General features: G+C 68.8%; 15 protein-coding genes and 1 pseudogene. 7 read left to right on the forward strand and 9 right to left on the reverse strand.

Annotated features, from left to right (window positions below; translation table 11 throughout):
- Window positions 1-13: 13 nt before the first annotated feature.
- Together AC0KUR_RS06385 and AC0KUR_RS06390 are read right to left on the reverse strand one after the other, a co-directional pair.
- Window positions 14-874, reverse strand: a complete 861-nt coding sequence (locus tag AC0KUR_RS06385) for a MurR/RpiR family transcriptional regulator (RefSeq protein WP_034189343.1) — start codon at window positions 872-874, stop codon at window positions 14-16.
- A gap of 55 nt (window positions 875-929) precedes the next feature.
- Complete coding sequence (locus AC0KUR_RS06390; protein WP_034189342.1) at window positions 930-1,283, reverse strand: YgiW/YdeI family stress tolerance OB fold protein; 354 nt, start codon at window positions 1,281-1,283, stop codon at window positions 930-932.
- A gap of 231 nt (window positions 1,284-1,514) precedes the next feature.
- On the opposite strand from AC0KUR_RS06390, the gene AC0KUR_RS06395 reads away from it, so the two are divergent.
- From AC0KUR_RS06395 to AC0KUR_RS06415, 5 genes and pseudogenes are all read left to right on the forward strand, one after another.
- Window positions 1,515-2,177 (forward strand): response regulator, encoded by a 663-nt coding sequence (locus tag AC0KUR_RS06395; RefSeq protein ID WP_034189341.1) that lies wholly within the window; start codon window positions 1,515-1,517, stop codon window positions 2,175-2,177.
- Complete coding sequence (locus AC0KUR_RS06400; RefSeq protein ID WP_473375563.1) at window positions 2,174-3,550, forward strand: ATP-binding protein; 1,377 nt, start codon at window positions 2,174-2,176, stop codon at window positions 3,548-3,550. Before AC0KUR_RS06395 ends, AC0KUR_RS06400 begins: the two co-directional genes overlap by 4 nt.
- Before the next feature lie 240 nt (window positions 3,551-3,790).
- A complete protein-coding gene (locus AC0KUR_RS06405; RefSeq protein ID WP_034189339.1) occupies window positions 3,791-4,237 on the forward strand; it encodes a MarR family winged helix-turn-helix transcriptional regulator in 447 nt (148 codons plus the stop codon).
- Between the two features lie 33 nt (window positions 4,238-4,270).
- Window positions 4,271-4,638 (forward strand): annotated as a pseudogene (locus AC0KUR_RS06410) (antibiotic biosynthesis monooxygenase family protein).
- Between the two features lie 512 nt (window positions 4,639-5,150).
- The gene (locus AC0KUR_RS06415) at window positions 5,151-5,351 is read left to right on the forward strand and encodes a DUF805 domain-containing protein (RefSeq protein WP_034189337.1); all 201 of its coding nucleotides are present in this window, start codon (window positions 5,151-5,153) and stop codon (window positions 5,349-5,351) included.
- 479 nt (window positions 5,352-5,830) lie between these two features.
- Here AC0KUR_RS06415 and blaPEN-bcc read toward each other — a convergent pair whose 3' ends face one another.
- Window positions 5,831-6,745, reverse strand: coding sequence for a PEN family class A beta-lactamase, Bcc-type (gene blaPEN-bcc, locus AC0KUR_RS06420; protein WP_069706798.1), 915 nt, complete (start codon window positions 6,743-6,745; stop codon window positions 5,831-5,833).
- A gap of 125 nt (window positions 6,746-6,870) precedes the next feature.
- On the opposite strand from blaPEN-bcc, the gene penR reads away from it, so the two are divergent.
- The gene (penR, locus tag AC0KUR_RS06425) at window positions 6,871-7,761 is read left to right on the forward strand and encodes a beta-lactamase transcriptional regulator PenR (protein WP_034189335.1); all 891 of its coding nucleotides are present in this window, start codon (window positions 6,871-6,873) and stop codon (window positions 7,759-7,761) included.
- A 517-nt stretch (window positions 7,762-8,278) separates the two neighbouring features.
- On the opposite strand, the gene AC0KUR_RS06430 is transcribed toward penR, so the two are convergent.
- From AC0KUR_RS06430 to mreB, 5 genes are all read right to left on the reverse strand, one after another.
- Complete coding sequence (locus AC0KUR_RS06430) at window positions 8,279-8,530, reverse strand: hypothetical protein (RefSeq protein WP_006482135.1); 252 nt, start codon at window positions 8,528-8,530, stop codon at window positions 8,279-8,281.
- A gap of 96 nt (window positions 8,531-8,626) precedes the next feature.
- A complete protein-coding gene (locus tag AC0KUR_RS06435; protein ID WP_473375564.1) occupies window positions 8,627-10,849 on the reverse strand; it encodes an amylo-alpha-1,6-glucosidase in 2,223 nt (740 codons plus the stop codon).
- Between the two features lie 154 nt (window positions 10,850-11,003).
- Complete coding sequence (locus tag AC0KUR_RS06440) at window positions 11,004-19,550, reverse strand: autotransporter-associated beta strand repeat-containing protein (protein ID WP_473375565.1); 8,547 nt, start codon at window positions 19,548-19,550, stop codon at window positions 11,004-11,006.
- A gap of 779 nt (window positions 19,551-20,329) precedes the next feature.
- Window positions 20,330-20,989 carry a YdcF family protein gene (locus AC0KUR_RS06445; RefSeq protein WP_473375566.1) on the reverse strand — a complete coding sequence of 220 codons (660 nt, stop codon included), beginning with the start codon at window positions 20,987-20,989 and terminating at the stop codon, window positions 20,330-20,332.
- Between the two features lie 230 nt (window positions 20,990-21,219).
- Window positions 21,220-22,254, reverse strand: a complete 1,035-nt coding sequence (gene mreB / locus AC0KUR_RS06450; RefSeq protein WP_034189331.1) for a rod shape-determining protein — start codon at window positions 22,252-22,254, stop codon at window positions 21,220-21,222.
- 270 nt (window positions 22,255-22,524) lie between these two features.
- Between mreB and AC0KUR_RS06455 the strand changes: the two genes are divergently transcribed.
- The gene (locus tag AC0KUR_RS06455) at window positions 22,525-24,933 is read left to right on the forward strand and encodes a patatin-like phospholipase family protein (RefSeq protein WP_034189330.1); all 2,409 of its coding nucleotides are present in this window, start codon (window positions 22,525-22,527) and stop codon (window positions 24,931-24,933) included.
- An 18-nt stretch (window positions 24,934-24,951) separates the two neighbouring features.
- On the opposite strand, the gene AC0KUR_RS06460 is transcribed toward AC0KUR_RS06455, so the two are convergent.
- Entirely contained in the window at window positions 24,952-26,082 is a 1,131-nt protein-coding gene (locus AC0KUR_RS06460; RefSeq protein ID WP_034189329.1) for an ATP-binding protein, read from the reverse strand.
- Window positions 26,083-26,120 lie beyond the last annotated feature (38 nt).

Below are 26,120 nucleotides of genomic sequence, written 5' to 3' on the forward strand. Positions count from 1 at the left end.
CGCACCGCGCGCGTCAGACCACGTAGGCGCCCTTCGCGTGCAGCGCCGCTTCGGTACGCTCGAGCGCCGCGATCGCATCGCTGCCTTCGAGCGCGAGCAACTGCGCGACCAGCGCCTCGGCCATCGCATGCGCGGCCACCAGCGACGGGAAGAACGACGGGCTGTCGTGCGTGAAGATCAGTTGCGCGTCCGCGTGCAGCGCGATCGGCGCCACCGCGCTGTCGGTGATCGCGACGATCTTGCTGCCCTGCTCCTTCGCGGCCTGCGCGACGCGTGTTGCTTCCGCCGAGTACGGCGCGAAACTGACGACCACGGTCACGCTCTGCTTCGCGATCGTCCGCAGCTCCATTTCGAGCGAACCGGCGACGCCGTTGAGCAGCGACACGGTCGGGCGGAACAGCCGGTAGCCGTACACGAACCCGAACGCGACCGGATAACACGAGCGGAACCCCGCCACGTGAACATGCGATGCCTTGCGGATCAGCCTGGCCGCGTCCGCGAGCGCGTGCTCGTTCTGCGCGGCGGTGGCCGACAGGTTGTGCTGCTGCGCGGCGAGCAGGTCATGCGCGAGCGACGCCTTCGCGTCGGGCCGCACCAGCGAGCGCGCGCGCTGCGTGAGCGGCTCGGGCCGCGCGCGCACGCGCGCGACGCACAGATCGCGCAACTCGTTCCAGCCGGGAAAGCCGAATTGCTGCGCGAGCCGCACGAGCGACGCAGGCTGCACCTGCGCGCGCTGCGCGACCTTGCGCATCGACGACGTGGCGACTTCGTCGGGATGGTCGAGCAGGAAGGCGGCGCCCGCCTGGAATTGCGGGCTCAGCTCGGAAAATTGCGCCCGGATCCGGGACGCGAGTTCGTCGAAATTGGCAGCCATCGTGATGGGAACGGGAACCGGTCGCTCATGGTATCACCGGCCCCGCGCGCACCGGTCAGCGCAGCACTTCGACGTGATCGGCGTCGACCTTCACGCTGCCCGACCATTTGCGCTCGAATTCGCCGGTCACCTTCACTTCGTTCTTGTCGCTGACCGGCTGGCCGGCCGCCCACAGCTTGTGGTCGATCTCGACGCGGATCGTGCCGGTGGCGTCGGCGAACTCGTAGTCCTCGCCGCCGACGTGCTTGACGATGCGCCCTTGCAACTGCACGTGCTGATCGTCCTTGCCGTTGGCGAGCAGTTCCTTCACGGTCGTCGTGGTCAGCGCGGATGGCCCCGTGTATTGCGCATAGACGGCGGCGGGCAGCGTGGCGAGTGCAACCGCCAGGATTCTGGCCAGGTGTTTCATGATGTCGGTCCTCTGCTTGAATGTGACGCCGCGCTCCGTTGAACGCGACGGCACCAGATTACGGACCGTAAGATTAAGCAAACCTGAAGGGCGCGCCGAGGCGACACGGTGCCGCATTGGACAGGTACGAAATGGCGGCGGCGCCCTCCGCATTTAAGCTTGACCTAAGACGCGCGCGCTTATCATGGGAATCCCGGGCGTTGCCGCGCCCTGCTGAAGAGACACGAATCCATGCGCGTACTGCTCGTCGAGGACGATCCGCTGATCGGCAGCGGGCTCGAACAGGGCCTCAAACAGGAAGGCTTCGCGGTTGACTGGGTGAAGGACGGCGATGCCGCGTCGCTCGCGCTGCGTTCGACCGGCTACGGCCTGCTGCTGCTCGATCTCGGGCTGCCGAACCGCGACGGCCTGTCGGTGCTCGCCGCGCTGCGCCGCCGCGACGAAAACCTGCCCGCGATCATCATCACCGCGCGCGACGGCGTGCCCGACCGCATCGCGGGCCTCGACAGCGGCGCGGACGACTATCTCGTCAAGCCGTTCGAACTCGACGAACTGCTCGCCCGCATCCGCGCGGTCAACCGCCGCCACGCGGGCCGCGCGCAGACGACACTCGCGATCGGCCCGCTGCGGCTCGATCCCGTCAAGCACCTCGTCTGGCTGGACGATGAGGAAGTGCCGCTGTCGCCGAAGGAGTTCGTGCTGCTGCACGAGCTGATGCGCGAACCGGGCGCGGTGATTTCGCGCGAGCAGTTCGAGGAGCGGCTGTACAGCTGGGGCGAGGAAATCGAGAGCAACGCGGTACAGGTGCATATCCACAACCTGCGCAAGAAGCTCGGCCACGACATGATCCGCACGGTGCGCGGCGTCGGCTACCGGATCGGTGACGGCACATGACGCACGTGCAACGCGCGATCGCACGCTGGCGCAACGCGTCGCTGCGGCGACGCCTGCTGACCTGGCTGCTGCCGGCCGCGTGCGTGATCGGCCTGGTCGCGAGCGCGGGCACCTACTGGGGTGCGTTGCGCGAGCTCGACGACCTGCTCGACGACCAGATGCGCAGCATGTCGAAGCAAATCGTCGTCGGCCCGAACGGCGAGCTGTCGTTCAGCGACCGTGCAAACGGCAAGCACGGTTTCGAGGCGAGCGACCCCGATGCGGTGCTGCTGCAGGTGTGGCGCAACGGCACGCTGGTGTATTCGACCGACCGCGATTCGAAGTTGCCGGCACCCGCGCAGAAGGGTATCGCGAGCGTCGACGTCGGTGGCCAGTCGTGGCGCACCTACGTGACCGAACGCGGCGGCACGACGATCCGGCTCGCGCAGGCGCGGCATGCCCGCTGGGAAGCGATCGCCGGGATCGCCGTGCATCTGCTGTGGCCGGTGTTCTCGATGCTGCCGCTGCTCGCGATCGGCCTGTGGTTCGGCATCGGCGCCGGGTTGCGGCCGCTGCGCACGATCGCATCGGGCCTGAAACGCAGGAATGCGAACAACCTCGAGCCGGTCGACGTCGCGTCGATGCCGAACGAGGTCCGCCCGCTCGCCGAAGCGATCAACGACCTGCTTGCGCGGCTCGACCGGTCGTTCACGCTGCAGCGGCATTTCATCGCCGATGCCGCGCACGAGTTGCGCACGCCGATCATGGGGCTGTCGATCCAGTCGCAGTTGCTGCGGCGCGCGGCGACCGCCGAGGAGCGCGAGCACATTCTCGCGCAGATCCAGGCGGGCACGACGCGCCTCGGCCACCTCGCCGAGCAGCTGCTGACGCTCGCGCGCCTCGAACCCGATGCGCAGGCGGCCGCCTCGACGTCGGAGCCCGTCGATCTCGCCGCGCTGTGCCGGTCGGTGGTGTCGGACCGCGCGCGCGTCGCCGACGCGCACCGGATCGATCTCGGCGCGATCGTCGCCGCGCCCGTGATCGCGGCGGGCAATGCCGACACGCTGCGCGTGCTGCTCAACAACCTCGTCGACAACGCGATCCGCTATGCGGGCGCAGGCGCGCGCGTCGACGTGTCCGCGCGCGTCGACGGCACGACGCCCGTGCTCGAAGTCGCCGACGACGGCCCCGGTATTCCGGAAGCCGAACGCACGGACGTGTGGGAACGCTTCTATCGCGGCGAAGGCGCGCAGGCCGTCACGTCGTCGGGCAGCGGGCTCGGGCTGTCGATCGTCAAGCGAATCGCCGAACAGCATCGCGCGACGGTCGCGCTCGGCACCACGCAGGGCCGGCGCGGGCTGACCGTCACGGTGCGGTTTCCCGCACCGGTCTGATGCGCACGTGACCGGAAGCTTGTCCACAGATTATGTTGGCAAGCTTGTGGACAACCTTCCATTAACGACACCAAGCCCTTGATCGGAAAGGATTTGTCGGGCATGCGCGGCAAATGCGCCAGCCCGGGGCAGCCGCGCGCCCGTCGATCGTCGTGGACGATTCGTTTGATCCGCACACCCAGATTGACAACCAGTTGTCTATTTTGTAAAGTGGTTGTCAATTCATGATGCGATCGGGAAATGACGAAATCCGAGAAATTGACCACCGTCGCGCTGTCCGTATTCCGCTTGAACGGGCTGCTGATCGAATGGGGCAACACCTTTTCCGGCCCGCACGGCCTGACCAGTGCGCGCTGGCAGGTGCTGGGCGCGATCTCGATGGCGCCGGACGCGCCGACCATCCCGCAGATTGCCGATGCAATGGGCATCACGCGGCAAGCCGTGCTGAAACAGGTCAACGTGCTGACCGAAGAAGGGCTCGTCCTGTCATTGCCCAACCCGGCGCACAAGCGCTCCCCTCTGTATGCGCTGACGCCGCGCGGCGAAGCGGCCTATCGGGCCGTGGCCGAGCAGTGGCAGCAGCATGTCCGCGACATCGCCGGCGACTTCAGTGCGGCCGACCTCGATGCCGCCATTCGCGTGCTGTCGGCGATGTCCCGGGCGCACGGCCAGGACGGCCTCGCGTAACCCCGCCAGCCCGCCACCTCACCAGGAATTCCCATGCCCCACTTCAAGCCGATGGATCCGGCCTTTCCGATCCAGCAACAGATCGCGATCGACGCGGAGCCGTCGTTCTCGTCAACGTGTTCACCCTGGCACCCGCCGACGAAGCGGACTTTCTCGCCGCATGGAAGGACGACGCGGCATTCATGAAGCAGCAGCCGGGGTTCATCTCGACCCAGTTGCATCGCGCACTCGGCGACAGTCCGACCTACCTGAACTACGCGATCTGGGCATCGACCGCTACGTTTCGCGCGGCCTTCACGCATCCGGCGTTCGTCGCCAAGCTGTCGGCCTATCCGTCGTCCGCCGTCGCCAGCCCGCACCTGTTCCAGAAAGTCGGTGTCGCCGGTATCTGCACCGCGTAAGTGCGCGTGCGTCACGTGGCAACGCGTGGCATCCGCCGGTATCGCACCGGCCGATCGCGAACGCGGACTTCTCCACAGAAAATGTTGGCAAGCTTGTGGATATCCTGCGCACCGCGACGCTAAACCCTTGATCCGATGGACTTTGGCACGCGTGATGCAGACGAGGGCCGGGCGATGGCCGTCGCGCTCGCCACTTCGCCCCAGTTCGCATCACGACGCCACGACGATGCACGCAACGACCGCCGCATGCACGCCGGCCGGCTGCCGTGCCGGCCACTTACCCACAGATTGTGTTGGCAAGCTTGTGGATATCCTGAGCACGCATGCGCTAACCCGTTGATCGGCCTGAGGTTCGTGCGCGGGGTCACCGTTGCGGCAACGCGTGGCGCAAGCGTGCACGAACGATCCGGCACGACGGCTACGCTCAACCCGCGCCTTGACGCCCGCGCAGGTCACGCATCAAGATCATGCGAGCCGCACCACGACGCATCACCATCACTCCGAGGAAGACCATGGAACACTTCACCGCGTGGCAGTTGCTCGTCTCGCTCGTGCTCGTCGCCATCGTCGTCTATCCGTACGTCCGCATCGTCCGGCGCACCGGACATTCGGGCTGGTGGATCCTGACGATGTTCGTCCCGGTCCTGAACTTCATCATGTTGTGGGTATTCGCGTTCGCCCGCTGGCCCGCGGTCGACGATCGGCAGCGCTGACTATCGCGGCGACGGCCCGCGAGCTTGTCCACAGATTGTGTTGGCAAGCATGTGGATAGCCTGCGCATACCGCGACCAAGCGCTTGATCCGAAAGACTTTGTCCGCGCCGCCTCAAACGCGGCACGCAGCCGGCATATCGCCGGTTGCGTGCCCTCGCGCGGCGTGACGCGTCGCCACCGGCGCCGGCCGGCGCGCTTGTCCACAGATTGTGTTGGCAAGCGTGTGGACAGCCTGCGCATACCGCAGCCAAGCGCTTGATCCGAAAGACTTTGTCCGCGCCGCCTCAAACAGGGCACGGCCGCGCACGCCGCGCCGAACGCGGCCGCACGCGGGCTTGTCCACAGTTTTTGTTGGCAAGCATGTGGATATCCTGAGCATGCGCGACCTAAGTCGTTGATCGCACAACGTTTGGTCGCGCGGGTCACGACTGCGGCACGGCGTGCATGCGGATCGCGTCACGCTCGCCGCGCCGCCCGACTCAACCGAACGTCCGCGCCACGATTTGCGCGACCGACGCGATCACGCCGTCCTTCGCCCGCGCATCGGCTTGCGCCTGCGTGTAGTACACGACCAGCACGATGGGCGCGCCCGACGCCGGCCAGATGACGCCGGCATCGTTCGTCGTCCCGTAGTCGCCGGTGCCCGTCTTGTCGCCGACCGTCCACCCTGCCGGCACGCCTGCGCGGATCCGCTTGTCGCCGACCTTGTTGCCGCGCAGCCACGCGACGAGCTGCGCACGCTGCGCGGCCGGCAGCGCGTCGCCGAGCGTGAGCACGCGCATGCTCGCCGCCATCGCGGCGGGCGTCGTCGTGTCGCGCGGGTCGCCCGGCAGCGCGGTATTCAGTTCGGTCTCCCATCGATCGAGCCGGAACGTGTCGTCGCCGATCGAGCGCGCGAACGCGGTCACGGCGGACGGGCCGCCGATCAGCTTCATCAGCAGGTTCGCGGCCGAGTTGTCGCTGTACTGGATCGCGGCCTCGCACAGCGCGGCAACCGTCATGCCCGAACCGACATGCTTCCCAGACACCGGCGAATAGTTGACGAGATCGGCCTTCGTGTACGTCACGCGCTGCTGCAGCCAACCCGGGCGATCGACGCTCTGCGCGAGCACCGCCGCGCTCAGCATCGCCTTGAAGGTGCTGCAGAACGGGAAGCGCTCGTCCGGGCGATGCGCGATGACCCGGCCGCTCGCGGTGTCGATCGCGCACACGCCGAGACGGCCGCCCGCGTCGCGCTCGAGATCGGCCAGCGCCGCCGCGGCAGCGGCCACCGCTGCCGGATCGGCCGCGTCCGCCTTCGCGGCCTGCCGCGACGCGCACGCGGTGACGGTGAGGACGAGCGGCGCCGTCGCGGCGGCCAGCAACAGGGTTCGACGTTTCGATGAGTAGGTCATGTCGGTTGTCTCGGAGTGGAATGGCGGCGAATCGAGGTTGAAACGGCGGCGCCGAGACAGCACTATCGAGACTTTACGGTTAGCCGACAAGCAACGATAATTGAGCGCTGACAAAAGAAATTCTTATGACTAAGCTCCGCCCTCATCTTCCGCTCAATGCGTTGCGCGCGTTCGAATCGTCGGCGCGCCACCTGAACTTCACGCGCGCCGGCCTCGAGCTGAGCGTGACCCAGGCCGCGGTCAGCCAGCAGGTGCGCTCGCTCGAGGAGCGGCTCGGCTGCACGCTGTTCACGCGGCTGCCGCGGGGCCTCGGGCTCACCGATGAAGGGCGGGCGTTGCTGCCCGTGCTGAGCGATGCGTTCAGCCGCATCGAGACGGTGCTCAAGCAGTTCGACGGCGGGCGCTTCCGCGAGGTACTGACACTCGGCGTCGTCGGCACCTTTGCCCTAGGCTGGCTAATGCCGCGACTGAAGCAGTTCGGCGACACGCATCCGTTCGTCGAACTGCGGCTGCGCACCAACAACAACGTCGTCGATCTCGCCGCCGAGGGCCTCGATTTCGCGATCCGCTTCGGCGAAGGCAACTGGCCGGCGACGCGCAACGAACGGCTGCTCGATGCACCGCTCACCGCGTTGTGCGCGCCGGAGATCGCGCGGCGCCTCGCGCGGCCGGCCGATCTCGCGAACGAAACGCTGCTGCGCTCGTACCGCACCGACGAATGGCACGGCTGGTTCGACGCCGCGCAGCTCGAGCCGTGGACGGTCAACGGGCCCGTGTTCGATTCATCGCGGCTGATGGTCGAGGCCGCGATGCAGGGTGCGGGCATCGCACTCGCGCCGGCCTGCATGTTTGCACGCGAACTGCAGCTCGGCCTGCTCGCGCGACCGCTCGACATCGACGTGTGCGCGGGCGGTTACTGGCTCACGTCGCTGAAATCGAAACCGCTGACGCCCGCAATGACGCTCTTTCGCGACTGGATCGTGGCCGAGGCGGCCGACACGACACCGGACGCGTAACGCAACCGCCCTTGTCCACAGAAAGTGTTGGCAAGGATGTGGATATCCTGGGCACCCGGGACCTAAGCCCTTGATCGCGCACGAATTTGCGTTCCGACCCACACATCGGGCAGCCTTTGTGCACGCGCCTCGCGCGCATGCCGCATTCGGGCCCGATACTCAACCCATGCGACACAATCGATGGCAAGTTGTCCACAGAATTTGTTGGCAAGCCTGTGGATATCCGCCGGATCCGGCGCGTAACATCTTGATACACAAGGGGATTCGATATCAGGACCTTGACCGGTCAATGGTGTGGCACCGCACCATCATTCAAACGGCCCCCGGGCACACATCGGAAGCGCAGCGCACGTGCGGCCGAAGGCCGGCCGGTTCTCCACAGATTGTGTTGGCAAGCTTGTGGATATCCTGCGCACCGGGCGCCTAACTCATTGAGCGCACGGGGTTTTGTGCTTCATCCGCAGAATCGGGCAGCGCCGGCGCGGCCCGTGCGGCTCGCGTCGGCGCACGCCGTGGATCAATGCCGGTCGAGCCCGCCGCGCAATTCGCTGGCCTTGTCGCGCAACGCTTCGTAACCCGAACGCGCATGCTCGGGCAGGTCGGGATCGCCGATCAGCGCGCCGAGCGTTTCGATCAGGCTGAACAGGATGCCCTTCGCCGCGCCGACCGCGATGCTCTGCGATTCGATCGACTTGTGCAGGTGGTCGACCGCCGCCTCCAGGTTTTCGAGCTTGTGCTCGCCGTCGTCGGGCCGGTTGTCGGTCGTCATCGTCTACCTCCTCCATCGTTCAAGGGTCATGTCACGATTCTATGCCGCTGCGCACGAACGTGGCGCGACATCGCGCAACGTTCGTGCAGCACGGCGCTACAGCACCGCGACCACCTTCACACGCCCCGGCTGCTCCGCCGCCGCGACGACCTGGCCGTCGACACGGCGGAACGTCAACGACACGGTTTCGTCGCCGACGCGCAGTGCGTCGATCCGCAGCCAGTCGACGCCCTCCGGCAGCGCCGGACGCTCGACGCGCACCTCGTGGCGCGTCGCGTCGATGCTCACACCGAGGCACGCCTGCAGCATCATGAATGGCGCACCGGCCGCCCAGGCCTGCGGCAGGCAGGCCACCGGATACGCGGTCGGCGGTTCGCCGCGCCGGCGCGGGAACCCGCAGAACAGCTCCGGCAAGCGCATCTCGAAGCTCACTGCCGCCTCGAACAGCGCGCGCAACAGGTTCACCGCGGCCGTCTTGTCGCCGTAGCGCGCCAGGCCGCGCGCGATGAGCGCATTGTCGTGCGGCCATACCGACCCGTTGTGATAGGCCATCGGGTTGAAACGCGGCTGCCCGGCCGCGAGCGTGCGGATGCCCCACCCCGTCTGGAACAGCGTCGAGCCGAGCACGCCGGCCACCGCCGCGCCGCGCTCGGCATCGGGCAGCCCGAACGCGAGCAGGTGCCCCGCGTTCGACGCGAACACGCGGCACAGGTCGCCATGGCCGTCGAGCGCGATCCCGTAGAAATGGCCCTCGGGCATCCAGAACAACGCGTCGACCTGGTCGCGCAGCGCCTTCGCGCGCAACGCGTAGCGCGTCGCGTCGGCCGCGTGGCCGCGCCGGTGCGAGCACGCCGACATCGCATCGAGCGCCGCGCACGCATAGGCCTGCACTTCGACGAGCGCGATCGGCCCGTCGGGAAAACGGCCGTCCGCATGGAACACCGAATCGTGGCTGTCCTTCCAGCCCTGGTTCGCGAGGCCGCGCTCCGACGTGCGCTGGTAATCGAGCAGTCCGTAGGGATTGCGGTCGCACTTGTCGATCACCCATTGCGCGGCGCGCTCGAGCGCGGGCCACAGCTCGTCGATCAGCGCATCGTCGCCGGTACGTTCGACATAGGCGCCGGCCAGCACGATGAACAGCGGCGTCGTGTCGACACCGCCGTAGTACAGCGCGAACGGCACTTCGCCCGTCGCGGCCATCTCGCTGCGGCGGAACTCGTGCATGATCTTGCCGGGCTCCGCGTCGCGGAAGGCGGAGGTTTCACGCGCCTGGTGCTCGGCAAGAAAACGCAGCACGCCGCGCGCGAGCGACGGCTGCAGCCACAGCATCTGCAACGACGTGATCACCGCGTCGCGGCCGAACGGCGTCGAGAACCACGGAATGCCCGCATACGGGTAGGGCCCCGTATCGAGCTGCGTCGTCAGCAGCCCGAGATCCGCGAGCGAACGATCGAGCCAGGCGTCGAACAGCGGATTGCCGGTGTTCACGCGCGCCATCGACTCGCGCCGCGCACGCATCTCGCGATGCACGCCGACGAGCGCGGTGCGCAGCGCGACGCGGCCGCACCCGGGCCCTTCGCCGTGCGCCGGGCCGAGCGTCGCGTCGACGGTCAGGTAGATCGACACGCAGGCCTGCGCGGCGATCGTCAGCGTGTAGTCGGCACGATCGACCGACAGCGCGTCGGGCGCCGGCGAGAAATGCACGGTCACGTTGCGCTCGACGCGGTCGAGGCCGTCGTAGCGCAGCCGCACCGCGCCGGCATCGACGCGCGGAGCAACGACCGTGCCGCGCTTCGGGCGCTGCGTGCCCCGCACCTCGAACATGTCCTTGAAATCGGCCGCGAACGACAGCGACAGCGGCACCTCGGCCTCGCTCGCGCCGTAGTTCGTCAGCGTCAGCGCTTCGTAAAGCACGTCGCCCGCGAGCACGCGCATCCGCTCGATATGGATCACGCCCTCGGGCGTCTCGTGGCCGCCGAGCGGCGGCAGCGGGCGGTTCGTCAGGTGCGCGGTGAACGACGCGTTGTCGGCGCTCGTCGCGCCCGACAGCAGCGACGGCGCGCGGCCGCCGAACGTCAGGCGCCACGTCGACAGCACGCGCATGTCGTCGACGAACAGGCCGTCGTCATGCCCGCCGATGTCGCCGAGCGCGTCGCTCACCACGAACGCGTCGCCGGATTTCAGCACGTACTGGTTGTTGCGCGCGAGCGCCTGCGGATCGGCTTCGGGCGCGATGAAGGCGGGGCCCGACGCGGTGGTCGGGGCGACGGGCGCGACTTGCGGCGCCTGCGTCGTCGTGGCTTCGGCGTGATTCGGCATCGATGCTCCTGTGTCGAGGCGCAACGCGCGGCGCGCGTCGCGTGTTTCGCACAGGATAGGCCAGAACGGGGCACGTGCGCAGCGACGAAACGGCCGCGGCGCCCGCGACGTTGCCGTCGTCGCGGGCGCCGCGTGCGGGCACGTCAGTTGCCGGTCAGAACTTCCACAGGATGTTGCCGAGGATCGCGTTGTCGCGCACGCCGCTGCCATACTGGCCGCTGTACGTGAGGCCGAGCGTCAGGCGCTTCGTGATGTTCGCGTCGATGCCGGCTTCGAGCACCGCGCTGTCGCGCGCGATCGGCACGCCCGACACCTGGAACGACGTGCCGCCGTTCGCGAACGTGAACGCCGACGACGGCCGCACGTTGCCGAACGCATGGCGCCAGCCGACCGTCCCGCGCGCGGTGAACGTGCCGCTCCCGATCGCGCCGAGTTGCGACGCCGCGCGCAGGCCGAGCGTCGAGAAGCCGACGTGGGTCGTCTCGCCGCCGGCGCGCAATGCGGACGCGCCCCCGGTTTCCGTATAACCGTCGGTATGCAGGTTCACATACGCGAGGCCCGCGAACGGTTCGATCGCGACGTGCCCGACCGGCAGCGCGTAGCCGACTTCGCCGAACACCTGCGCCGAATTCGCGTTGTAACCGGCCGAGTCGTGATCCGAGAAACCCGCGAAGCCGGGATAACGGTCGCTGTTGATCCGGTACCACGTGTACGACGCGCCGCCGCGCACGCCGAGCGCGCCGTACTGCGCGCCGCCATACAGCGACAGGTAGTAGCTGTTCACGGCCGCCGACGAGCTCTGGTCGTTGTCGAGCGAGCTGTGCGTGACGCCTGCCGCCAGGCCCGCACGCCACTTGTCGTTGAGTGCCATGTCGGCGCCGGCGATGAAGCCCGTCACGCTGCGGTTGATCGTCGACGCGTTGCCGTCGCCGGTGAGCCGGCTGCGGCCGCCGAATGCCTGCCCCCAGACGACCGGCTGATAAGGCGTGCCGCCGTAGCAGCCCTCGCGTGAACCGATCCGGCGTTCCGGCGGCAGCATCGGGTCGACCGCGCCGGCCGTGTTGTCGCCGCACAGCGCGGCGCCGCCCGACGACAGCGCGGCAAGCGGCCCCGCCCCGGGCGCGAGGCCCTGGCGGACACGATCGGTCACCGCGTCGCGCACATAACGGCTGTCGAGCAGCAGCATGCTCTTCAGGCTCGCCTGCAGTTCGCCGTCGAGCAGCCCGTACGCGCGCCGCGCGGTGGGCGCGTCGGTCGTCAGCACCGCGTCGTACAGCGGGTTGCCGGCCCCGAGCCCGCCGAGCGCGGCCGCGACCGAACGCTGGTTCGGCGTCGTCGCGACGTCGGGCAGCGACGTGCCGTTCTCGACGAGCCGCAGGTACACGTGGCCCGGATCGTAACTGAGCGTCGGCATCAGGAACGCGTAGTTCGCGCTCACCTGGCTGAAGGTGCCCTGCACGCCCGACGCCGCCGTGAGGATCGTGTAGGTCGTGCTCGGCTGGTAGCCGCTCTGGTTCGCGATCACCTGCACGGTGCCGCCGTTCAGCGTCGCCGTGCCGCCCGCCGCGAGACTGCCGCTTTGTTGCGGCGCCGCCGCGACCTGGAACGTCGAACCCGGCTGGAACGTGACGTTGCCGCCCACGTTCAGCGCCGCGCCCGGCTGCGAGGCGGCCGCCGTCGCGCCGCCCTGCACCACGAGGCCGCCGACCGTGCCGGTGCCCGTCAGCGTCGCGCCGCTCTGCACGGTGACGTTCGACTGGCCGAGCGAACCGTTGACGGCAAGCGTGCCCGCGCTGACCGTGGTCGGGCCGCTCAGCGTGTTCGTGCCCGTCAGCGTCAGTTGCCCGCTGCCGGCCTGCGTCAGCGAACCGGTGCCGGACAGCACGCTCGCGATCGTCACGTTGCCGGATTGATTGACGACCAGCGCCCCGTTGTCGACGACGTTGCCGGCCACGCTGCCCGACGTGCCGCCGTTGCCGAGCTGCAGCGTGCCGCCGGCCGCGATCGTGGTGCCGCCCGTGTACGTGTTGCCGCCGGTCAGCACCTGCGTGCCGCTCGCCACCGTCACGCCGCCCGAGCCGCCGATCGTGCCGCCGAACGTGCTGTTGCCGCTGCCGTTCAACGTCAGCGCGTTGCTGCCGAGGTTCACGTTCGTGCCGGCCGCGCCCGACAGCGCGCCGACCGTCTGCGCGCCCGATGCGCCGCTCGCGTCGAACGTCGCACCCGCGCCGGCGAGATTCACCGCGCCCGTCGATGCGAGGCTGCCGCCCGCACCGAGTGCGAGTGTGCTGCCTGCGTTGATCGTCGTGCCACCGGTGTACGTGTTCGCGCCCGTCAGCGTTTGCGTGCCCGCACCGGCCACCGTCACGCCGCCTGCGCCGCCGATGGTCCCGCCGAACGTGCCGCTCGCGCCGCCGTTCAGTGTCAGCGCATTCGTGCCGAGCGTCACGTTCGTGCCGGCCGCGCCGGTCAGCCTGCCGATCGTCTGCGCGCCTGTCGCGCCGCTCGCGTCGAACGTCGCACCCGCGCCGGCGAGATTCACCGCACCGGTCGATGCGAGACTGCCGCCCGCGCCGAGCGCCAGCGTGCTGCCGCCGTTGATCGTCGTGCCGCCCGTGTAGGTGTTGGCGCCCGTCAGCGTCTGTGTGCCGGTGCCGGCGAAGGTCACGCCGCCCGTGCCGCCGATCGCACCGCCGAACGTGTTGTTGCCGCCGCCGTTCAGCGTCAGCGCATTCGCGCCGAGCGTCACGTTCGTGCCGGCCGCGCCGGTCAGCGCGCCAATCGTCTGCGCGCCCGACGCGCCGCTCAGGTTGAACGTTGCACCTGCGCCCGCGAGATTCACCGTGCTGCCCGATGCGAGACTGCCGCCCGCACCCAGCGCCAACGTGCTGCCGCCGTTGATCGTCGTGCCACCCGTGTAGGTGTTCGCGCCCGTCAACGTCTGTGTGCCGGTGCCCGCGAGCGTCACGCCGCCCGTGCCGCCGATCGTGCCGCCGAACGTGCCGTTGCCGCTGCCGTTCAACGTCAGCGCGTTCGCGCCGAGGCTCACGTTCGTGCCGGCCGCGCCGGTCAACGTGCCGATCGTCTGCGCGCCCGACGCGCCGCTCAGGTTGAACGTCGCGCCCGTGCCTGCCAGATTCACCGAGCCGGTCGATGCGAGGCTGCCGCCCGTGCCGAGCGCCAGCGTGCTGCCACCGTTGATCGTCGTGCCACCGGTGTACGTGTTCGCGCCCGTCAGCGTCTGCGTGCCCGTCCCGGCCAGCGTCACGCTGCCCGTGCCGCCGATCGCGCCGCCGAACGTGCTGTTGCCGCTGCCGTTCAGCGTCAGCGCGTTCGCGCCGAGGTTCACGTTCGTGCCAGTTGCACCGGCCAGCGAGCCGATCGTCTGCGCGCCCGATGCGCCGCTCAGGTTGAACGTCGCGCCCGTGCCGGCGAGGTTGACCGCGCCGGTCGATGCGAGACTGCCGCCCGCCCCCAGCGCCAGCGTGCTGCCGCCGTCGATCGTCGTGCCACCGGTGTACGTGTTCGCGCCCGTCAGCGTCTGCGTGCCCGTCCCGGCCAGCGTCACGCCGCCCGTGCCGCCGATCGTGCCGCCAAACGTGTTGTTGCCGCTGCCGTTCAGCGTCAGCGCATTCGCGCCGAGCGTCACGTTCGTGCCGGTCGTACCGGTCAGCGCCCCGAGCGTTTGTGCGCCCGTCGCGCCGCTCACGTCGAACGTGGCCCCCGTGCCCGCGAGATTCACCGCACTGCCCGATGCGAGACTGCCGCCCGCCCCCAGCGCCAGCGTGCTGCCGCCGTTGATCGTCGTGCCGCCCGTATAGGTGTTCGCCCCGGTCAGCGTCTGCGTACCGGTACCGGCGAACGTCACGCCGCCCGTCCCGCCGATCGTGCCGCCAAACGTGTTGTTGCCGCTGCCGTTCAGCGTCAGCGCATTCGCGCCGAGACTCACGATGGTGCCGGCCACACCGGTGAGCGGACCAACCATCTGCGCGCCCGATGCGCCGCTCAGATTGAACGTCGCACCCGTGCCCGCGAGGTTCACGGCACCCGTTGCCGCGAGACTGCCGCCTGCGCCGAGTGCGAGTGTGCTGCCGCCGTTGATGGTCGTGCCGCCCGTGTACGTGTTCGCGCCCGTCAGCGTCTGTGTGCCGATGCCCGCGAGCGTCACGCCGCCCGTGCCGCCGATCGCACCGCCGAACGTGCTGTTGCCGCTGCCGTTCAGCGTCAGCGCATTCCCGCCGAGATTCACGTTCGTGCCGGTCGTGCCGATCAGCGCCCCGAGCGTTTGTGCGCCCGTCGTGCCGCTCACGTCGAACGCGGCCCCCGTGCCCGCGAGATTCACCGTGCTGCCCGCCGCGAGGCTGCCGCCCGCGCCGAGTGCGAGCGTGCTGCCGCCGTCGATCGTCGTGCCGCCCGTGTACGTGTTCGCCCCCGTCAGCGTTTGCGTGCCGGAGCCGGCGAAGGTCACGCTGCCGGTGCCGCCGATCGCACCGCCGAACGTGTTGTTGCCGCTGCCGTTCAGCGTCAGCGCATTTCCGCCGAGGCTCACGTTCGTGCCGGCCGCGCCGGTCAGCGCGCCGATCGTCTGCGCGCCCGTCGCACCGCTCACATCGAACGTCGCACCCGGGGCTGCAAGATTCACGCCCCCCGTCGCCGCGAGGCTGCCGCCCGCGCCGAGTGCGAGCGTGCTGCCGCCGCCGATCGTCGTGCCGCCCGTGTAGGTATTCGCACCCGTCAGCGTTTGCGTGCCCGCGCCGGCCAGCGTCAGGCCGCCGGTGCCGCCGATCGCGCCGCCGAACGTGTGGTTGCCCGCCCCGCTCAGCGTCAACCCGTTGCCGCCCAGGTTCACGTTCGTGCCGGCCGCACCGGTCAATGCGCCGATCGTCTGCGCGCCCGTCGCGCCGCCCAGGTTGAACGTCGCGCCCGCGCTGGCCAGATTCACCGTGCCGGTCGACGCCAGGCTGCCGCCCGCCCCGAGTGCGAGTGTGCTGCCGCCGTTGATGGTCGTGCCGCCCGTGTAGGTGTTTGCGCCCGTCAACGTCTGCGTGCCGGTGCCGGACAGCGTCACGCCGCCCGTGCCGCCGATCACGCCGCCGAACGTGCCGCTGGCGGTGCCGCCCAGCGTCAGCGCGTTACCGCCGAGGTTGAGGTGGGTCCCCGCGACGCCCGACAGTGCGCCGAGCGTTTGCGCGCCCGTCGCGGCGCTCAGATCGAGCGTCGCGCCGGCACCCGCGAGGTTCATCGCGCCGGCCGACGCGAGGCTGCCGCCCGCGCCCACCGCCAACGTGCCGGCGTTGATCGTCGTGCCGCCCGTATAGGTATTCGCGCCGGTCAGGATCGTCGTCGCCGCACCGTCCTTCACGAGCGCACCCGCGCCGGAAATCGTGCCGCTCAGCCCGAGCGCATTGCTGCCGCCGAGCGTCAGCGTCGCACCCGTGCCGAGATCGATCGTGTTGGCCACCGACAGGTTCGCATTCGTGTCGAGCGTCGCCGCGCCGCCGACGCTCAGCGCGCCCGTGCCGAGCGCCGTGTTGTTGCCGAGCACCAGGCCGCCGCTGTCGAGGTTCGTGCCGCCCGAATAGGTGCTCGCGCCGTTCAGCGTCTGCGTACCGGTGCCGGCGAGCGTCAGGCTGCCGGTGCCGCCGATCGCGCCGCTGAACGTGCCGCTCGCGGTGCCGCCCAGCGTCAGGGCGTTGCCGCCGAGATTGAGGTTCGTTCCCGTGACACCCGACAGCGCGCCGAGCGTCTGCCCGCCCGTCGCGGCGCTCAAGTCCAGCGTCGCGCCGGCATTCGCGAGGTTCATCGCGCCGGTCGATGCGAGACTGCCGCCCGCACCGACCGCCAGCGTGCCGGCATTGATCGTCGTGCCGCCCGTGTACGTGTTCGCGCCGGTCAGCGTCGTGGTCGCCGCGCCGTTCTTCACGAGGCTGCCCGCACCGGAAATCGCGCCGCCCAGCGTGAGGGTGTTGCTGCCGCCCAGCGTGAGTGCCGCGCCCGCGCCGAGGTTGACTGCGTTGCCGACCGACAGGCTCGCGTTCGTGTCGAGCGTCGCCGCACCGCCGACATTCAGCGTGCCGGAGCCGAGCGCCCCGTTGTTGCCGAGGACGAGGCTGCCGCTGTTCAGGTTCGTGCCGCCGGAGTATGCATTCGCGCCGTTCAGCGTCTGCGTGCCGGTGCCCGACAGCGTCAGACTGCCGGTGCCGCCGATCACGCCGCCGAACGTGCCGCTGGCGGTGCCGCCCAGCGTCAGCGCACTGCTGCCGAGACTCACGCTCGTGCCGACGCCGCCCGACAGTGCGCCGATCGACTGTGCACCGCCCGCGCTGATGTCGAGCGTGGCGCCCGGATTGACCAGGTTCACCGCGCCCGTCGACGACAGGCTGCCGCCCGCGCCGATCGCCAGCGTGCCGGCGTTGATCGTCGTGCCGCCCGTATAGGTATTCGCGCCGGTCAGGGTCGTCGTCGCCGCACCGCCCTTCACGAGCGCCCCCGTGCCGGAAATCGCGCCGCTCAGCCCGAGCGCATTGCTGCCGCCGAGCGTCAGCGTCGCCCCCGTGCCGAGATCGATCGCGTTGGCCACCGACAGGTTCGCATTCGTGTCGAGCGTCGCCGCGCCGCCGACGCTCAGCGCACCCGTGCCGAGCGCCGTGTTGTTGCCGAGCACCAGGCCGCCGGCGTTCAGCGTCGTGCCGCCCGTGTAGGTGTTCGCGCCGGAAAGCGTCGTGGTCGCCGCACCGTTCTTCACGAGACCGCCGCCGCCCGAAATCGTGCCGCCCAGACCGAGCGACGTGCTGCCGCCGAGCGTCAGCGTGGTGCCCGTCGCGATGTTGACGCCGTTCGCCAGCGACACGTTGGCGGTCGCATCGAGCGACGACGAGCCGTTCACGTTCACCGCACCGCTGCCGAGCGCCGTATTGCTGCCGACGACAACGTTGCCGCCGTTCAGGTTGGTGCCGCCCGTGTACACGTTCGTGCCCGTCAGCGATTGCGTGCCCGTACCCGACAGCGTCACGCTGCCCGCACCGCCGATCGTGCCGGCATAGGTTGCATTGATGCTGCCGTTGAGCGTCAGCGAATTGCCGCCGAGGTTCACGCTCGTCCCGGCCGCCCCCGCCAGCGCGCCGATCGTCCGCGCGCCCGAGGCGCCGCTCACGTCGAGCGCCGCGCCCGCCCCGGTCAGGTTGACCGTCCCGGTCGACGCCAGGCTGCCGGCGCCGCTCAGCGCAAGCGTGCCGCCGTTGATGGTCGTGTCGCCCGTGTACGTGTTCACGCCGGTCAGCGTCGTGGTCGCCGCGCCGTTCTTCACGAGGCTGCCGTTTCCGTTGATCGCGCCGGCCAGCCCGAGATCGTTGCTGCCGCCGACCGTCAGCGCCGCACCGTTGGCGAGATTCACCGTATTGCCGAGCGTCACGTTCGCGCTCGTGTCGAGCGACGCCGATGCGTTGACGTTCAGCGCGCCCGTGCCGAGCGCCGCGTTGTTGCCGAGCACCAGGCCGCCGGCGTTCAGGTTCGTGCCGCCCGCATAGGTGTTCGCGCCCGACAGCGTCAGCGTGCCGCCATCGTTCTTCGTCAGCGCGCCGGCACCCGACACCGTGCCCGACAGCGCGAGCCCGGTCGCGCCCTGCACCGTCAGCCCGCCCGCACCGAGCGTCACGTTGTTGGAGACGTCGAGCCCCGCCGCACCTGCCTGCAGCGCGCCGCCGGTGGCCGTGACGTTACCGGTGCCGAGCGATCCATTGTTGTTGATGATCGCGACGCCGCCCGCCAGCGTCGCGTCCTGCGCGGTCGACGCGCCGTTGATCGTCCAGTTGCCGTTCTGGACGTTCAGGTGATTGAAGTTGATGTAGTTGTTGGCCGCGATCGTGCCGTTCGCGCTGGTGCCCTGCTGCAGGTTGAGCGTGTTGTTGCCGCCCGCGCCGCCATCGACGACACCCGTCGCCGCGACGCCGATCGTGACCGGGCCGACGGTGATGTTGAACGCGCCGCCGGTGCCGCCCGCCGTGTTGACCGACGAGCCCGTCACGGCATTGAACGTATTGTTGCTGTTCGCGCCCATCGACACGCCGCCGTTGATCGTGCCCGAGTTGGTAAACGTGTTGCCCTGCCCGGGAGTGCCGTTCGTGCCAAGCGACACGCGGCCGTTGATCGTGCCGCTGTTCGACATGTTGACCGTGCCGCCGCCGTACGCGGCGACCACGGGCGCATCCGCGCCGGAGAGGGTCGCGCCGACCAGCGGATTGGACCCGATCGTGCCGGTGTTCGTGATGGTCGACGTCCCGCCCGTGCCGTTCTGGACCGACAGCGCCATGCCCGTCACGCCGCTGATCGCCACGCCGGTCGTGCCGTTCATCGTGCCGTTGTTGGTGACGGTCGTGTTGCTCGCGGACGCATTGCCGACCACCGCGCCGCTCGACAGCACGCCGAGCCCCGAACCGAGCGCGGACGGGTCGATCGTGCCGTTGTTGGTCAGCGTGTTGTTGTTGCCCGTCAGCGACAACGCGGTACCGCCGACGCCGAGCAGCACGCCCACGCTCGCGCCCGGGTTGACCGTCGCGTGCAGGTTGTTCGCGCTGTTCGCATAACTGGGCGCCAGCGGATTCGCGACGCCGGAGCAGGTCACCGTCGTGCCCGCCGTGCTGCAGACCGCATGGGCAGGCACGATACCCGCGCCGGACAATGCCAGGAAAACGCCCGTGGGCAACAGCAGTCTCGGAAACGGCTCACCGGCTTTTTTCGAACGCGCAAGGTTCATGCTTTCCCTCGTTTTTAGCTTTGGTTTTTGATATGGGTATTGCGGTATTTCGGCCGCACCGGACGGCGCGCAGCAGAAAATCACGGACAAAAGCGTCCGCCCCGGCGGTCGCGATGCGACGCCTGTTTATTCATGGCTGATTTTCAATCAGCCCGAATTCGGGATTGCAGACGCAAGACTAGTCGAATGACATGATGGCGGCCCCTGTTTTTCTGCAGCGACTTTCTGGTTTATTTGATTACTACCCTGCTTTTGTCAGACAAGGCTATATCAAACTCAAACCGTTTTCCAGTCGATGTTTACCCATCAGATCAAGGGATAGCGAGCCTGTATTTTTTACCCACCGCAAGATGTCCGGCGACGACGTTACGCATGTTTTTCGTCTTTCCGATTTGATTTTTCGCAAAAATAACGGAATCACCGCATCAGTGAAAACGCTGATGCGCAACTTCGATTCAAGGTATATGAATTCCGCAGCGCAGTATTTTAATTATCGAAATTGTAGAACTGAAAATCAGCGCTTACTTAACAATCAAATAAACCCCTGATTTTCAGGCACCCGGCCAAATTGCTTCGATTTTCGCCCCTGCGTTCAAACTGCAATGCGAATCGTTATCGCTTGCCACGCGGCGAATACATCCCGTGCCGGGGGGAGAGAAAAGGACAGGAAAACCGGAAGAAAAAACGGAACCGCGTGCACCCGAAGCGTTCGCCCCGCGGCGCGCGCGTTACGAAAACAGGCTCATCAGATAAAGCATCGGCCGGAACGACCGCGGCTGCGCGTCGGGATTCGCACACAACCGCACCGCATACATCGCGTAAGCCGGCACCTCGCGCCAGCTCGAATAGACATCGCGCCACTGGAAGCGATGCGGATACGCGGCGGAGATGTTCGCGCGCGCGATGCCGACGCGCTCGAACGCGAGCCTCGCCCGCGCGAGGTGATAGTACTGGCTGACGATCAGCACGCGCGACACGTGGTGCGCCTGCATGTAAGCGAGCGTGTGTTGCGCGGTCGCGAGCGTGTTGTCGCCCTGGTCGTCGACGGCGATCCGGTCGGCCGGCACGCCGCGCGCGACGAGATAGTCGCGCATGGCCGTCGCCTCGTTCAGCCCGGGACCGTCGATCGCGCCGCTGACCAGGAACGCCGGGCACTGCCCCGCGCGGTAACAGCGCACGCCGACATCGAGCCGGGCCGCGAGCACGGGCTTCGGCGCGCCCGTCTCGTCGAGTGCGTTGCCGAAGATCACGGCGACATCGGCCGGTTCGCCCGGCATGCGCATCCCGTACGCGACGATCGCAATGGCCGCCGCGCCCCAGAGGCACGCAAACACGGCCAGCAGGCGGCCCGCTCGTGCCGCAAGGCTCCGTCTGGTTCGATATTTCAAGGTGGTCGGTCTCTCGGGTCGTCAGGTGTATCGGCCGTTTCGGACAGCCCGGCCCTGGATGGGCGCAACGCGCCGGCACGACACGCTCGCGCATGGCCGCACGGCGAACCGATGCCGGACGATCAGCGGCCGGTCGGCACGATGACCGGCGATACGCGCCGGCAACAGGGAGATCGAAAGAATGTGACGGGCCGCACCGCGCAACGATGCCCGGGCGCCCCTGGCCCGGCTCAATCGACCGGACACATCGACAGCCGCCCCATCGCCTCGCCGGCGCCGCGCACCGCGCAGGTGGCCGGTTCGTCGGCAATCCGCGCGACCAGCCCCGTCTCGTCGTACAGCAGGCGTTCGAGGTCGGCGAGCAACGCGCCGCCGCCCGTCAGCACCACGCCGCGATGGGCAATGTCGGTCACGAGTTCGGCCGGCGCGTTTTCCAGCACCGACTTCACCGCGCCGATCACCTGCTTGAGCGGCGCGGCCAGCGCGTCCGCGACGTCATGGTTGGACAGCTCGACCGAGCGCGGCAGGCCGTCGCCGATGCCGCGCCCGACCGCGCGCGTCGACGTGCGCGGCACCGCGCTGGTGGCCGAGCCGATCGTCTTCTTCACGTGCTCGGCCGTCTGCTCGCCGAGCAGCACGCCATACAGGTTACGGACATGATTGACGATCGCCGCGTCGAACTGGCTGCCGCCCACGCGGATCGCCTCGCGGTAGACGATGCCGCCGAGCGCGATCACCGCGACTTCGGTCGTCCCGCCGCCGATGTCGATGACCATCGAGCCGACCGGCTCGGTGACCGGCAGGCCGGCGCCGAGCCCGGCCGCGAGCGACTCCTCGATCAGTTCGACGTCCGATACGCCGGCCGCGAACGCGGCTTCGCGGATCGCGCGGCGCTCGACGGCCGTCGCGTCGGACGGCACGCACAGCGTGACCTCGACACGGCGGCCGAAGCGCGACCGGGTGCGCGACATGTCGATGAAGCTGCGGATCATCTGTTCGGCCGCGTGCGCGTCGGCGATCACGCCATGGCGCATCGGCCGCACGGCTTCGAGATGCCCCGGTTCGCGGCCGAGCAGCGCCTTCGCGAGTTCGCCGACGGCCTCGAGCGTCGGCCGCGCGTCGGTCGCGCCGCCCTTGCGGAAGCAGACGACCGACGGCTGGTTCAGCACCACGCCGCGCTCGTGCGTATAAATCCGCGTACTCGCCGTTCCAGGGTCGATCGCAACGGGTTGCGCAAACAACTTTCCGAACAGCGGTGTCGACATATCAAACCTTTGTGAGCGAACGGGCCGGGACAGCCGCGCCGCATTGTCGCGGCGCGTGCGTGCCGCCCCATCACGAGCTTAGCGGCAAATCGTTCCGATACTTTAGGCAATTCCGATGATTTTTTCGCGGCGAATTTGCCGAAAATGACACTTCGCGGGCATCGGACTCCGAAACGGCCGCTCGCGTTGCGCCTGTAAAACACGGTAATCTCTCGGTCTTGCCTGCTCCCGGCAGGCCTCAGACGCCCGATCACGCCAGGTATTTCCACCATGACAGCGACCGTTTCCTCCCGCTGGGCGCGGGTGCGCCCGCTCTGCACGACGCTCGTCGCCTTCTGGTGCTGCACGGTCGCCGCGCAGCCGCTGCCGGCCACCGAACCCGCCGCCGCCCCGACCGTTACCGCTGCCGCGGGCGCACCGGCGGCGCTGCCCGCCGCGCCCGCTACGCCCGCGAACGCCTGCACGGCCGACGGCGGCCCGGCTGGCCGGCCGTCGGTCGGCCTCGTGCTGTCCGGCGGCGGCGCGCGCGGCTACGCGCACCTCGGCGTGCTCAAGGTGCTGGAAGACAACCGGATTCCGATCGACTGCATCGCGGGCACCAGCATGGGCGCCGTGGTCGGCGGCCTGTATGCGAGCGGGATGGCGGCCGGCGAGATGCAGAAGCGGCTGTCGGAGGTCAACCTCGCGGACATCGCGTTCGACGTGACGGACCGCGCGGACCTGCCGCAAACCAGCCGGGAAGACGAACGGCTGTACATCAACGGGCTGACGCTCGGCTTCGGCAAGAAAGGCGTGAAGGCGCCGGTCGGCCTCGTGCAGGGCAACCGGCTGCAGGCGCTGCTCGCGAACTGGACGGCCGCCGTGCCGACCAACCAGCCGTTCGACCGCCTGCCGATCCCGTACCGCGCGGTCGCCACCGACCTGCAGACGGGCCAGATGGTCGTGCTCGACCACGGCTCGCTGCCGCTCGCGATCCGCGCGAGCATGGCGATGCCGGGTCTGTTCGCACCGGCCGAGATCAACGGGCGCGCGCTCGTGGACGGCGGGCTCGTCAGCAACCTGCCCGTCGACACGGCGCGGCAGATGGGTGCGAACGTCGTGATCGCCGTCGACATCGGCTCGCAACTGCGCCCGCTCGACGCGCTTGCGTCGCCCGCCGACGTGATGCAGCAGATGGTGGGCATCCTGATCCGCCAGAACGTGACCGCGCAGCGCAAGCAGCTCGACACGCACGACGTGCTGCTCACGCCCGATCTCGGCGGGCTCGCGTTTACCGATTTCCAGAACGCGAAGCAGGCGATCGCCGCCGGCGCGGCCGCCGCGACCGCCGCGCTGCCGAAACTGCGGCGTTTCGCGCTCACGCCGGAGCAGTACGCCGCCTACCGGTCCGCGCACGCACAGCCGCTGCCGCCGCCGATCCGGATCACGCGCATCGACATCCAGACCAGCGGCGGCGTGCCGAAGCGGGTCGTCAGCAACGCGCTGCACGTGAAGCCCGGCGACACCTACGATCCGCAGACCGTCAGCCAGGACCTGCTCGGCCTCACGACGGGCGGCAATTTCGAGAGCGTCACGCAGCAGATCGTGAGCCACGGCGACGACAACGTGCTCGAGATCAACGCGCGCGAGAAGTACTGGGGGCCGAATTTCCTGCTGTTCGGGCTCGGCATGTCGAGCAGTTCGACCGACGAGGGCGGCTTCCGCCTGCACGTCGGCTACCGGCGGCCGTGGCTCACCGAATCGGGGCTGGAATTCCGCGCCGATACGACGATCGGCAGCGACCTGCAGTCGGCGCGCGTCGAATTCCGCCAGCCGCTGTCGATGGCGTACGGCGTCTACCTGTCGCCGTACGCGGAGTATCAGCGCCGCTACGCGAACCTGTACGACGACACCGGCGACGTGAAGATCACGCAGTACCTGATGCAGACGGCGCGCGCCGGGATCGATTTCGGCCTGCCGATCGCGCGGCTCGGCGATTTCCGGATCGGCATCGGTTACGTGACCGGGCACGGCTCGCCGACCTACAACCTGCCGTTCGACGACGGCAGCGGCCAGAACCTGCTGTGGCCGAGCTTCACGTCCCAGGCGCTGACCGCGCGCGCGCGGTTCGTCATCGATCAGCTCGACGATCCGATGTTCCCCCGCAAGGGCTACTTCGGCGAACTGCGCGTCGAACGCTCGCTGGTGTCGCGCAACGGCCGCTCGGCATCGGCATTCGACGACGGGATCAACAACGCGCCGTACACCGAGATCTACGGCAAGGCGATGATCGCGCAGCAGTTCGGGCGGCACAGCGTCAGCGCGACGATCGAGGGCGGCAAGAGCATCGGCGGCACCAACCTGATCAACGCGTTCAACTTCACGCTCGGCGGCTTCCAGCACCTGTCCGCGTATGCGGCCGACCAGCTGAACGGCAACGAGCTCGCGTACGGTCAGATCACCTACATGAACCAGTTGATGACGTTCAACGCGTCGCCGATCAAGGCGCTGTCGGTCGGCGCCAGCGCGGAAGTCGGCAACGTCTGGTCGAGCGGCCAGCAGATCGGCGGCGGTGCGCTCAAGCAGAGCTATACGTTCTTCACGAGCCTATCGACCGCGTTCGGGCCCGTCTATATCGGCGTGGCGCTCGCCCCCGGCGGCCGCCGCAACTTCTACCTGCAGCTCGGCCGCACATACTGAGCGCGCGGCGGCGTATCGCTAGACCGGCCAGCTGATCTCGAAGCGCGCGCCGCCGAGCTCGACCGGATCGACGACCGCGATCCGGCCGTTGTGCGCGTGGAGCACCTGCCGCGTGATCGACAGGCCGAGCCCGTAGCCGCCCGTGCGGCGGTCGAGGCGCACGAACGCGTCGAAGATCCGTTCGCGCTCGCTCTCCGGCACGCCGGGGCCGTCGTCCTCGACGAAGATCCCGATGTTGCCGTGCACGAGCGAGAGGCCGACGACGATATGCGATTTCGCGTACTTGCTCGCGTTGCGCAGCAGGTTGCGCATCGCGTACGACATCAGCCGCCGGTCCATCTTCACGCGCAGATCCGACGCGATCGCGATGCGCGCCTCGATCGCGCGCTCCGGATACAGCAGTTGCGCGTCGTGGATCTGGTGTTCGAACCACGCGACCGGCGCGGTCATCTCGAGGTTCGACTGCAGCGAACTGTATTCGAGCCGCGCGAACGTCAGGCTCATGTCGATCAATTCCTCGAGCTCGGTCACGTCCTGCGCGATGCTCTCGAGCGCGCCCTGGTATTCCGCCGCCGAAGCCGGTTCGCGCAGCATTTCGAGCGCGAAACGCACGCGCGCGAGCGGCGTGCGCAGCTCGTGCGAAATGCCGTTCGTCAGATCGCGCTGCGCGGCGATCAGGCGCTCCATGCGCATCGCGAGCGCATTCAGCGTGCGGGCGAGCGGGCCGATGATCACGCTGTGCGATTCGCGCGCGCGCGTGTTGAACCGCCCGCCCGTGAAGTCGATCGCGCGTTCGCGCACCATCACGAGATCCGACCACACCGGCCGCATCCACCGGTACGCCGCCAGGGCGGGCGCCGCGAACACGAACGCGAGCACGATATAGATGTCGCCGGGCAGCGCGTCGAACGCATGCCACACGACCTGCGGCGACAATTCGACGCACAGCGCGAGCGCCGGCACGAGCGCGGTCAGCAGGACGAGGCCGAGCAGATGCAGATAGGTGCGCACGTAGAGGCGCGACCAGCTCGGAATGCGGTCGGCGCGCGTGTCGGTCCACGCGCGGCGGAAATGCAGCCAGCGCCATTTGACGTAGCGCAGCGTCGGCAGCGGCGGTGCATCGGGGTGCGAACGGGTTCGTCGGATCATCGCGGCTCCCGGCCGGCGGGCGCAATGCCCGCGCGGAA

The organism is Burkholderia sp. YHN3-13 (genome assembly GCF_055810675.1).